Source organism: Pseudomonas sp., assembly GCF_028293835.1.
Taxonomy (GTDB): domain Bacteria; phylum Pseudomonadota; class Gammaproteobacteria; order Pseudomonadales; family Pseudomonadaceae; genus Aquipseudomonas.
This window is the reverse complement of sequence record NZ_JAQGNX010000164.1, coordinates 1-10,763: the sequence shown is the minus strand read 5'-3', so window position 1 is coordinate 10,763 and position 10,763 is coordinate 1. Positions and strand designations below refer to the sequence as shown.

Below are 10,763 nucleotides of genomic sequence, written 5' to 3'. Positions count from 1 at the left end.
TGTCGGCTTCTCGATACTCTTCGTGGTTGGCAATGAGGCGGGGGGGCCTCTCTACAGACAAGGTCAGGTGTAAAACCTGCCTTTAGGAGCGATCGGCCTCCCCCAGAAACGCACTACTTGTGTGTGTGTAACCTGTGACCATAACCTCTTTCGTTAGGCACAGGGACAACATACAAGGAGCAAAGCTGCTCCCACAAAAAATCGCGATCACCGCAAATCCTGATAGCAGGCTTGCCTGCGAAAGCCGTTATCTGTCGAACATCAGGCAGTAATGAATCAGTTGATCTTCAATACTTTGTTTTTGCGCGAGAACCAGTCCGATCACTACCAGTCGCTCATCTTCAAAACATTCGTAGAAAATGCGATAGCCGTTATGGTTCAGCTCACGATAGTGGGTTATACCGAAAAGGCTGGCTTGGGAGCTGACAGGATAGGTGAGGGGGTTTTTCGAGAGTAATACTTCAGCTCGCAAGATCAAACGGGACAGCTTTTCTTCTGCGCCACCATTGCCGACATAAGGTTGCAGGTGGCTGATCTGGGAATACAAACTCTGTTCTGCAGGCTACGAGTACCGAATTTCAAACGTCGTCATCTTCTTCCTCTTGATAGCGATGGCAACGCTGGGCCAAGCTTTCCTTGTTCTTTGTCACGCGACGCAAAGGCCATTAACGTGTTGGCGAGGCGCCGCATCTGATACACCGCACCAGGCTTCTCGCCAACACGTTGGCTGTTACAGAAAACTTCACATGCCAAATCGGTACGATTAGACCGCGCCGCGGCTCCGCAGCAGTTCCAGCACTTGCTTGACGCTGTCTTCGATTGACAGCGATTGGGTGTCGATCACCAGATCGGCATTCAAGGGCACGTCATATGGAAAGGACTCGCCAGGAATGTTGTCGCCATTGGCGGCATACAAGCCTTGCGGGTCGCGCTCGCGGCAGGCAGTCGGCGAGGCCTGGACGTAGACCGTGATCAGGCGATCAGCGCCTATCAGCGTCTTGGCCTGTTCGCGGCCTTCGGCGTCCGGCGCAACGAAGGCCGCCAGTGTCAGGAGGCCCGCTTCGTTGAACTGACGCGCAACATGCGCCGCACGGCGCCAGTTTTCGGTACGCCCGGCACGGGTTTGCGGCAAACCTTTGTTCAGGTCATGCCGCAGGTTCTGGCCGTCCAGGACGAACACCGCGCGGCCCATGTCGAATAACTTACGTTCCAGCGCATAGGCCAAGGTGCTTTTGCCTGCGCCTGACAAGCCGCTGAACAACACCGTTGCTGGCTGCTGACCGAAACGTCGAGCGCGCTCTTCGGTGGCTACGTGGGCTTTATGGTCGTGGTGACTGGCACCGGCCACGATTGGCCGAGCGATGATCATGCCCGCAGCGACGGTGCCGTTAGTCAACCGATCAATGATGATGAACGAGCCCGTGGTGCGGTTGCTTTCATAACCGTCCAACGCTATCGCCGTGTCGAGACTGATCTTGACCCGACCGATTTCGTTCAACCTCAACTCGCTGGCCGGACCTTCAGCCAAGGTGTTGACGTCGATTTTGTGGGTGATGCTGGCAATCGAGCCCGGCACATAGCTGGTGGCGCGCTTGATGTCATATTTCTTGCCTGGCAGCATGGGTTCTTCAGCCATCCACACCAGCATCGCATCGAAGCTGTCGGAGATTTGCGGAATGCTGTCGGCGTGCACCAGCAAGTCGCCACGGGAGATGTCGATCTCGTCTTCCATGGTCAAGGTCACGGCTTGACCTGGACCGGCTTGCTCCAATTCGCCATCAAAGGTGACGATGGATTTAACCCGGCTGGTCTTGCCGGAGGGCAGCACAACGATCTCGTCGCCTTTGTGCACAATGCCGCTGGCCAATGTGCCGGCGAAACCGCGGAAGTTCAGGTTTGGACGGTTGACGTACTGCACCGGGAAGCGCAGATCCGTAAGGTTGCGATCAGCCGCCACCTCAACGGTTTCAAGAATTTCCATCAGCGTCTGCCCGGTGTACCACGGCGAACGCTCGCTGTGGTTCACCACGTTGTCGCCTTTAAGCGCCGACATCGGGACGAAATGCATGGTGGTCGGCTTGAGTGCGATGCCATCGGCAAAGCTCTTGTAATCGGCCTTGATGGACTCAAACACGCCTTCATCGAAGCCTTTGAGGTCCATCTTGTTGATGGCCACAACGATGTGTTTGATGCCCAGCAACGAAGCGATAAAGCTGTGACGACGGGTTTGGGTCTGCACGCCGTAGCGCGCATCAACCAGAATGATCGCCAGGTCACACGTCGACGCGCCGGTGGCCATGTTGCGGGTGTACTGCTCATGCCCCGGGGTATCGGCAATGATGAATTTGCGTTTTGCGGTGGAGAAATAGCGGTAGGCAACATCGATGGTGATGCCCTGCTCGCGCTCGGCTTGCAGACCGTCAACCAACAGCGCCAGATCGATATCATCGCCCGTGGTGCCAACTTTTTTCGAGTCGCGAGTAATCGCTTCCAAGTGATCTTCGTAGATCATTTTGGAGTCATGCAGCAAGCGCCCGATCAGCGTACTTTTGCCGTCGTCGACGTTACCGCAGGTAAGAAAGCGCAGCAGTTCCTTGCGTTCGTGCTGGCCCAGATAGGCGAGGATGTCCTCGCTGATCAATTCAGATTGGTGGCTCATGCGATTAAGCTCCAAGCTGTAAGCTTCAAGCGGCAAGCTTGTCGGCGTACAACTAGTCAGAAATTTTGTCTATCCAAGTGAGCTTCAAACGCTTGGTTTGAAGCTTCTAACTTGCCGCTTGCAGCTGCTTAAAAGTAACCCTGACGTTTCTTTTCTTCCATTGAGCCTGCGCCATCGTGATCGATGACCCGGCCCTGGCGCTCGGAAGTTCGCGTCAGGAGCATTTCCTGAATGATGTCGGTGAGGCTGGTCGCCTCGGACTCGACCGCGCCCGTTAACGGGTAGTCACCCAATGTGCGGAAGCGGACTTTCTTCTTGACGATGCGCGCTCGGTCCTCTTCGCTGAGGTGATTACGCAGGCGATCGTCATCGATCATGATCCAGGTGCCGTTCATCTCGATGACTTCACGCTCGGCCGCAAAATACAGCGGTACGATCGGGATGCCTTCGAGGTAGATGTACTGCCAGATGTCCAGCTCGGTCCAGTTCGACAACGGGAAGACCCGAATCGACTCGCCTTTATTGACCTTGCCGTTGTAAACGTTCCACAGCTCGGGGCGCTGATTTTTCGGGTCCCAACGGTGCTTGTTGTCGCGGAACGAGTAGACGCGCTCTTTAGCGCGAGACTTCTCTTCATCGCGACGTGCGCCGCCGAACGCCGCATCAAAACCATACTTGTCGAGGGCCTGCTTGAGGCCTTCGGTTTTCATGATGTCGGTGTGCTTGGCACTGCCATGGGTCAGCGGATTGATATCCTGCGCGACACCATCGGGGTTGACGTGAACGATCAAGTCCAGACCCAGCTCTTCGACCAGGCGGTCGCGGAAGGCGTACATCTCTTTGAATTTCCACCGGGTATCGACGTGCATCACCGGAAATGGCAGCTTTCCGGGAAAGAACGCTTTACGCGCCAAGTGCAGCATCACGGCAGAGTCTTTACCGACGGAGTAAAGCATGACCGGGTTATCAAACTCGGCGGCTACCTCGCGGATAATGTGGATGCTTTCCGCCTCCAACTGTTTCAGATGCGTCAGTTTGTCGACCATGGCTACTCACGAAAACGTACGGATGAACGGCCAGCGGGCCGTGTTCGAGCCGCACACTTTATCACAGCGTCTGCTTATATTAGAAAGCCGGTTAGATCGAAACGATCTAACTATAGACCGCTTCGTTTAGCCCTTAAATCGGGTTGGGACAATCGATAAACAGATGCTCCAGCGCAAAGTGTCTGGCCAGGTATTCGCCCAAAGCCTGCACCCCGTAACGCTCGGTGGCGTGGTGCCCGGCGGCAACGAAACTGATGTTGTTTTCTTTGGCGCTATGGAACGTCTGCTCCGACGCTTCGCCGCTTATAAATAGATCGACACCCGCCAGAATGGCCTGATCAATGTAGCCCTGACCGCCACCGGTGCACCAACCAACGCGCCGAATCATTTCGCTGCCCTCAATCAACAACGGCTCACGACCCAAGACGTCCTGAACCCGACGAGCGAAATCGCGCGCGGTCATCGGCTCAGCCAACGACCCCACCAGCCCGACAATTCGCGGATTTTCCGGGTCCAGCGGACCTTCTACTGTAATGTCCAGCTCACGCGCCAATTGCACGTTGTTGCCAACCTCGGGGTGCAGGTCCAACGGTAGATGGTAGGCAAGCAGGCTGATGTCGTGCTTGAGCAGTGTTTTCAGGCGCCGCTGCTTCATACCGGTCACACACGGGTCCTCGCCTTTCCAGAAATACCCATGGTGGACCAGAATAAGATCGGCCTGGGCATCCACCGCAGCATCCAATAACGCCTGACTGGCAGTCACCCCACTGACAATGCGCATCACTTGCGGGCGGCCTTCGACCTGCAAACCATTGGGGCAATAATCCTGGATCCGTGCACAGTTCAGGTAGCGGTTCGCTTCCTCGACCAGAGTGCTTAGGGCAACAGCCATAAAAGTCTCCTAAATATGCAGTTCAGAGCTGCTTTGTACTCGTATAATGCCCGCCATTATGGCGCAGCCCCGACAAAAAGCTGCTGCGCTTGGCATCTTCAGGACGGGTTCAATGTTCAAGGCACTGCGCTTCTTCGCTTGGCCCCTACTGGCCGGCGTGCTTATCGCCATGTTGATTATCCAGCGTTATCCCCAATGGGTTGGACTGCCTAGCCAAGACGTCAACCTTCAACAAGCGCCGCAAACGACGACGGTGCAACAAGGCCCAGTGTCGTATGCCGATGCGGTGGTCATCGCTGCGCCTGCCGTGGCCAATCTGTACACCACTAAAGTGGCCAACAAGCCTAATCATCCGTTGTTTGAAGACCCACAATTCCGCCGGTTCTTCGGCGACAACCTGCCGAAACAGCGTCGCATGGAATCCAGCCTCGGTTCAGCGGTAATCATGAGCCCGGAAGGTTATTTGCTGACCAACAACCATGTCACCAGTGGCGCAGACCAAATCGTCGTGGCCCTGAAAGACGGTCGCGAAACCACCGCGCGAGTGATTGGCAGTGACCCGGAAACGGATTTGGCGGTTCTGAAAATCGATCTGAAAAACCTGCCCGCCATCACGATTGGCCGCTCTGACAATATCCGTATTGGCGACGTAGCACTTGCCATTGGCAACCCGTTTGGCGTCGGCCAGACCGTGACCATGGGCATCATCAGCGCTACCGGGCGTAATCAATTGGGCCTCAATACGTATGAGGACTTCATTCAGACCGATGCGGCGATCAACCCTGGTAACTCTGGCGGCGCATTGGTGGACGCCAGCGGTAACCTGACGGGCATCAACACAGCGATTTTCTCGAAGTCCGGTGGCTCGCAGGGTATTGGTTTTGCGATTCCGGTGAAGCTGGCATTGGAGGTGATGAAGTCGATCATCGAACACGGCCAAGTGATTCGTGGGTGGCTGGGGATTGAAGTTCAGCCGCTGACACAGGAACTGGCGGAATCGTTCGGTCTGAAAGATCGCCCAGGCATTGTCGTGGCAGGCATATTCCGCGACGGCCCAGCGCAAAAAGCCGGGCTGCTGCTGGGTGATGTGATCTTGAGCATCAACGGCGAACCTGCCGGTGACGGCCGCCGCTCGATGAACCAAGTGGCCCGCACCAAGCCCAGCGACAAGATCGCCATTCAGGTGATGCGCAACGGCAAAGAACTGACGTTGACTGCTGAAGTCGGGTTGCGCCCGCCGCCTGCACCGACTGCTACGCCGGAAGAAGAATAAGCTGCCGGGTAGTTCAACTGAAATACCGATATCTGTACGAGCCAACTTGTTGGCGAAGCGGTTTTCCAGATAAACCGCGTTGCCCGCCTCGCCAACAAGTGTCTCCTATAGGGGGTCTTACAAATCCCCCAGACCATCCACCAGCGCCTGGTTATGCGCTGGCGTGCCGATGCTGATTCGCAGGAACTGCGCGATGCGCTCTTGCTTGAAGTGGCGAACGATGACGCCCTGTTCTCTCAACTTAGCCGCCAAACCTGCTGCGTCGTGTTGCGGGTGACGGGCGAAGATGAAGTTGGCCGCTGATGGCAAGACTTCAAAACCCTTGGCTTCCAGTTGCTTGATCAGCACGTCGCGGCTGTTGATAACCCGCTGGCAGGTGCTGTCAAAGTACTCGCGGTCTTCAAAAGCAGCGGTCGCACCGACAATGGCCAAGCGGTCCAGGGGGTACGAGTTGAAGCTGTTCTTGACCCGCTCCAACGCCTCGATCAGATCAGGATGGCCCACGGCCAGGCCTACTCGCAATCCAGCCAGGGAGCGGGATTTCGACAAGGTCTGCGTGACCAGCAAGTTCGGGTAGCGATCCACCAGACCGATTGCGCTTTCGCCGCCAAAGTCGATGTAGGCCTCGTCGACCACTACCACCGAATCAGGATTGGCCTTGAGGATCTGCTCAACGGCGTCTAACGCCAAAAGGCAGCCCGTAGGCGCATTAGGGTTCGGGAAAATGATCCCGCCGTTTGGCCGGGCGTAATCTTCCGCGCGAATCTGAAACTGTTCGTCGAGGGGGATCGGATCGAATTCAATGTCGTACAAACCACAGTAAACCGGATAGAAACTGTAGCTGATGTCCGGAAACAGCAGCGGTTTGCCGTGGCGGAATAAACCGTTGAACACGTGCGCCAGCACTTCATCCGAACCATTACCGAGGAACACTTGATTGCGCTGAACGCCGTAATACGTAGCGACCGACTGCTTGAGCAGATCACTGTTCGGGTCCGGGTACAGGCGCAAATCATCATTTAACACCGCACGCATGGCGGCGATGGCCTTAGGCGAAGGGCCGTAAGGGTTTTCGTTGGTGTTGAGTTTGATCAACTTGGTCAGCTTCGGTTGCTCACCGGGAACGTAAGGCACTAGCGTGCTGACAAAAGGACTCCAGAACTTGCTCATGCTTTCTTCCCTTGATCTACGTTGTCGACGATTCGGTATTCAGCACTGCGGGCGTGGGCGGTCAGGGACTCGCCACGGGCCAGCACCGAAGCCGTTTTACCCAGTTCCGAAGCACCTTGCTCGGAGCAATAAATGATCGAAGAGCGCTTCTGAAAATCATAGACGCCCAGCGGTGATGAAAACCGCGCCGTACCCGACGTCGGCAGCACATGGTTTGGGCCAGCACAGTAGTCGCCCAGCGCTTCGGAGGTATGACGCCCCATGAAAATCGCACCGGCGTGGCGAATCTGCGGCAACCAGGCTTGCGGATCAGCCACCGACAGCTCAAGGTGCTCCGGGGCAATGCGGTTGGCCACATCAATTGCCTGCTGCATATCCGCGACTTTGATCAAAGCGCCACGGCCATTGATGGAGGTCTGGATGATTTCGGCGCGCTCCATGGTCGGCATCAACCGGGCAATACTTGCTGCCACTTTGTCGAGGAACTCGGCGTCGGGGCTGATTAAAATCGCCTGGGCATCTTCGTCATGCTCGGCTTGGGAAAACAGGTCCATGGCAATCCAGTCGGGATCGGTCTGGCCGTCACACACCACCAGGATTTCCGAAGGTCCGGCGATCATGTCGATACCCACTTGACCGAAGACGTGACGCTTGGCGGTGGCGACATAAATATTGCCCGGCCCAACCACCTTATCGACCTTTGGCACGCTTTCGGTGCCATAGGCCAAGGCCGCCACAGCTTGCGCGCCACCGATGGTAAACACCCGGTCAACGCCCGCAATGCAGGCTGCTGCCAGCACCAGTTCATTGATTTCGCCACGGGGCGTAGGCACGACCATGACCACTTCGGTCACGCCAGCGACTTTGGCCGGAATCGCATTCATTAATACCGAGGACGGGTAGGACGCTTTTCCGCCCGGTACATACAAGCCTGCGCGATCCAACGGCGTGACTTTCTGGCCCAGGACGGTTCCGTCCGCCTCGGTGTAGCTCCAGGATTCCTGCTTCTGCTTTTCGTGGTAAATACGTACGCGGTCAGCGGCTTTTTCAAGCGCGGTGCGTTGCTCTGGCGTGATACGGGTCAGCGCCAGCTCAAGCCGCTCGCGAGGCAAAATTAGCTCGGCCATGGAGGCTACTTCAAGCCCATCGAAACGCCGGGTGAATTCCACCAAGGCTGCGTCGCCACGCTCACGCACGGCTTTGATGATGTCGAGCACGCGCTCATTGACCGAGTCGTCAGACACACTTTCCCAGCTCAGCAGGTGGTCCAGATGGCGCGAGAAATCTGGGTCAGCGGCGTCGAGTCGGCGAATTGCAGTGGAAGTGGTCATAGCGAAGGCCTCAATTGATTGGCGGATGCTCAGGCGCCGGTAGACTACCAAGCCATCCGCGCGGGCACCTGAGAAATTTGGCTATGACACGGATAGACGGGCGCGACTCAAGGTCGCGCAGGTGGGTCAGCCGCGATGTCGCGACTCAACTGCTTTACGCAGCGTATCGATCAGCGCCTGAATACGCGCGTGTTGCATCTTCATTGACGCCTTGTTCACCACCAGACGCGAGCTGATATGAGCAATCAGTTCCTGAGGTTCAAGGCCGTTGGCCCGTAGCGTGTTACCGGTATCAACCACGTCAATGATCTTGTCGGCCAGACCAATCAGCGGCGCCAGCTCCATCGAGCCGTAGAGCTTGATGATGTCGACCTGACGGCCTTGCTCGGCGTAATAACGCTTGGCGACGTTGACGAACTTGGTCGCCACGCGCAGGCGGCCCTTAGGTTCCACCGCGCCGATGGCACCGGCAGTCATCAAACGGCACCGGGCAATTTGCAGGTCCAGCGGCTCATAAAGACCTTGGCCACCGTATTCCATCAGCACATCTTTACCGGCAACACCCAGATCGGCGGCGCCGTGTTCAACATAAGTCGGTACATCGGTTGCGCGCACGATCAGCAAGCGAACATCGGCTTGGGTCGTGGGAATAATCAGCTTGCGGCTTGTGTCCGGATTCTCGGTCGGCACAATGCCTGCTTCGGCAAGAAGCGGCAGGGTGTCGTCAAGGATGCGGCCCTTGGACAGTGCGATGGTTAGCATGGGAAACGTAAGTCCTTGGCAATCGGGCGCATCCATGCGCCCCACGTGTCCTGAATCAACGACTCGGGACCTTATGCTGAACGATCAAAGCCTAGCCCGGAACGCGACGGATCTTGGCGCCGAGCATTTGCAGTTTTTCTTCGATGCATTCATAACCACGGTCGATGTGGTAAATGCGATCGATCAAGGTATCGCCTTGTGCAACCAGCGCCGAAATAACCAGGCTGGCCGAAGCACGCAGGTCCGTTGCCATGACTGGCGCGCCTTTGAGCACATCAACCCCGGTCACCACAGCGGTGTTGCCTTCAACCAGAATGTGCGCGCCCATGCGGTGCATTTCGTACACGTGCATGAAGCGGTTTTCGAAGATGGTTTCGATAACGGCACCGGTGCCTTCAGCGATTGCATTGAGCGAGATGAACTGCGCTTGCATGTCGGTCGGGAACGCTGGATACGGAGCGGTACGCACGTTGACGGCTTTTGGCCGCTTGCCGTGCATGTTCAGTTCGATCCAGTCGGCGCCCGTGGTGATTTCAGCGCCGGCTTCCTGAAGCTTGAGCAACACCGCTTCGAGAATGGTTGGATCAGTATCCTTGAGCTTGACGCGACCGCCCGTGGCAGCAGCAGCTACCAGGTAAGTGCCGGTCTCGATACGGTCCGGCATCACTTTATAGGTGGCGCTGTGCAAGCGTTTTACGCCATCAATGGTGATGGTGTCGGTGCCAGCACCGGTGATGTTCGCGCCCATGGCGATCAGGCAGTTAGCCAGGTCGACCACTTCAGGTTCGCGGGCGGCGTTTTGTAACACGCTGCGACCGTTGGCCAGGCTCGCGGCCATCATGATGTTCTCGGTACCGGTGACGCTCACGGTATCGAAGAAGAAGTTTGCACCCCGCAAGCCGCCTTCTGGCGCCTTCGCTTTAATGTAGCCGCCTTCAACGTCAATGGTCGCGCCCATGGCTTCAAGGCCACGGATGTGCAGATCCACCGGACGCGAACCAATGGCGCAACCGCCCGGCAATGCGACTTCGGCATAACCAAAACGAGCAACCATCGGACCCAGTACCAGGATCGACGCACGCATGGTTTTCACCAGCTCGTACGGTGCGATAAGGGTTTTGATGGTGCGCGCGTCAATTTCGACGCTGAGCTTTTCGTCAATCACAGGCTCGATGCCCATGCGACCGAAGAGCTCGATCATGGTGGTGATGTCGTGCAAGTGCGGCAGGTTGCAGACCGTTACCGGCCCATCGGCCAGCAAGGTCGCAGCAAGAATCGGCAGGGCAGAATTTTTCGCCCCGGAAATGCGGATCTCGCCATCAAGACGAGCGCCGCCAGTAATAATCAATTTATCCATAAGAGTCTCGACGCCAATTGGCTCAGGTGCGCTCGGACCATGCAGCGCGGCTGAAAAATATCATGGTGACCGCATGGATGCTGCCATCGGCGATCCAGGGGTTCAAATGGGCATAGACCTGCTGCTGACGCTTGACTGGGCTAAGGGTAGCCAGTTCGTCACTGATCACGTTCAGCTGAAAATTGCAGCCTTCGCCTTCAACTTCTACCTGGGTTTCTGGCAGCTTTCCTTCAAGGAAGCTTTTAACTTCTACGGCCTGCATGCTTAACCTCA

10 protein-coding genes are annotated in these 10,763 nt (G+C 56.7%); 1 reads left to right on the top strand and 9 read right to left on the bottom strand.

The features are described 5' to 3' along the window. Positions 1-247 precede the first annotated feature (247 nt). The 4 genes from JWR17_RS22055 to JWR17_RS22040 form a co-directional block, all read right to left on the bottom strand. Entirely contained in the window at positions 248-547 is a 300-nt protein-coding gene (locus JWR17_RS22055) for a type II toxin-antitoxin system RelE/ParE family toxin (RefSeq protein ID WP_299834811.1), read from the bottom strand. A 216-nt stretch (positions 548-763) separates the two neighbouring features. After that, positions 764-2,659, bottom strand: a complete 1,896-nt coding sequence (gene cysN, locus JWR17_RS22050) for a sulfate adenylyltransferase subunit CysN (protein ID WP_299834809.1) — start codon at positions 2,657-2,659, stop codon at positions 764-766. 128 nt (positions 2,660-2,787) lie between these two features. Beyond that, positions 2,788-3,705, bottom strand: a complete 918-nt coding sequence (cysD, locus tag JWR17_RS22045) for a sulfate adenylyltransferase subunit CysD (protein WP_299834807.1) — start codon at positions 3,703-3,705, stop codon at positions 2,788-2,790. 133 nt (positions 3,706-3,838) lie between these two features. Further along, complete coding sequence (locus JWR17_RS22040; RefSeq protein WP_299834805.1) at positions 3,839-4,597, bottom strand: Nif3-like dinuclear metal center hexameric protein; 759 nt, start codon at positions 4,595-4,597, stop codon at positions 3,839-3,841. A 112-nt stretch (positions 4,598-4,709) separates the two neighbouring features. Between JWR17_RS22040 and algW the strand changes: the two genes are divergently transcribed. Then, entirely contained in the window at positions 4,710-5,870 is a 1,161-nt protein-coding gene (gene algW, locus JWR17_RS22035) for a Do family serine endopeptidase AlgW (protein ID WP_299834804.1), read from the top strand. 117 nt (positions 5,871-5,987) lie between these two features. Here algW and hisC read toward each other — a convergent pair whose 3' ends face one another. The 5 genes from hisC to JWR17_RS22010 form a co-directional block, all read right to left on the bottom strand. Beyond that, positions 5,988-7,040 carry a histidinol-phosphate transaminase gene (gene hisC, locus JWR17_RS22030; RefSeq protein ID WP_299834802.1) on the bottom strand — a complete coding sequence of 351 codons (1,053 nt, stop codon included), beginning with the start codon at positions 7,038-7,040 and terminating at the stop codon, positions 5,988-5,990. Continuing rightward, the gene (hisD, locus tag JWR17_RS22025) at positions 7,037-8,371 is read right to left on the bottom strand and encodes a histidinol dehydrogenase (RefSeq protein ID WP_299834800.1); all 1,335 of its coding nucleotides are present in this window, start codon (positions 8,369-8,371) and stop codon (positions 7,037-7,039) included. Before hisD ends, hisC begins: the two co-directional genes overlap by 4 nt. Before the next feature lie 126 nt (positions 8,372-8,497). Further along, complete coding sequence (gene hisG / locus JWR17_RS22020; protein ID WP_299834798.1) at positions 8,498-9,133, bottom strand: ATP phosphoribosyltransferase; 636 nt, start codon at positions 9,131-9,133, stop codon at positions 8,498-8,500. Between the two features lie 91 nt (positions 9,134-9,224). Beyond that, positions 9,225-10,490 (bottom strand): UDP-N-acetylglucosamine 1-carboxyvinyltransferase, encoded by a 1,266-nt coding sequence (gene murA / locus JWR17_RS22015; RefSeq protein WP_299834796.1) that lies wholly within the window; start codon positions 10,488-10,490, stop codon positions 9,225-9,227. 22 nt (positions 10,491-10,512) lie between these two features. Next, complete coding sequence (locus JWR17_RS22010; RefSeq protein ID WP_299834813.1) at positions 10,513-10,752, bottom strand: BolA family protein; 240 nt, start codon at positions 10,750-10,752, stop codon at positions 10,513-10,515. Positions 10,753-10,763 lie beyond the last annotated feature (11 nt).

Coding starts and splice junctions, on each gene's coding strand:
- cysD (WP_299834807.1), bottom strand. CDS start 3,705: ATGGTCGACAAACTGACGCATCTGAAACAGTTGGAGGCGGAAAGCATC.
- cysN (WP_299834809.1), bottom strand. CDS start 2,659: ATGAGCCACCAATCTGAATTGATCAGCGAGGACATCCTCGCCTATCTG.
- murA (WP_299834796.1), bottom strand. CDS start 10,490: ATGGATAAATTGATTATTACTGGCGGCGCTCGTCTTGATGGCGAGATC.
- hisD (WP_299834800.1), bottom strand. CDS start 8,371: ATGACCACTTCCACTGCAATTCGCCGACTCGACGCCGCTGACCCAGAT.
- algW (WP_299834804.1), top strand. CDS start 4,710: ATGTTCAAGGCACTGCGCTTCTTCGCTTGGCCCCTACTGGCCGGCGTG.
- JWR17_RS22010 (WP_299834813.1), bottom strand. CDS start 10,752: ATGCAGGCCGTAGAAGTTAAAAGCTTCCTTGAAGGAAAGCTGCCAGAA.
- JWR17_RS22040 (WP_299834805.1), bottom strand. CDS start 4,597: ATGGCTGTTGCCCTAAGCACTCTGGTCGAGGAAGCGAACCGCTACCTG.
- hisG (WP_299834798.1), bottom strand. CDS start 9,133: ATGCTAACCATCGCACTGTCCAAGGGCCGCATCCTTGACGACACCCTG.
- hisC (WP_299834802.1), bottom strand. CDS start 7,040: ATGAGCAAGTTCTGGAGTCCTTTTGTCAGCACGCTAGTGCCTTACGTT.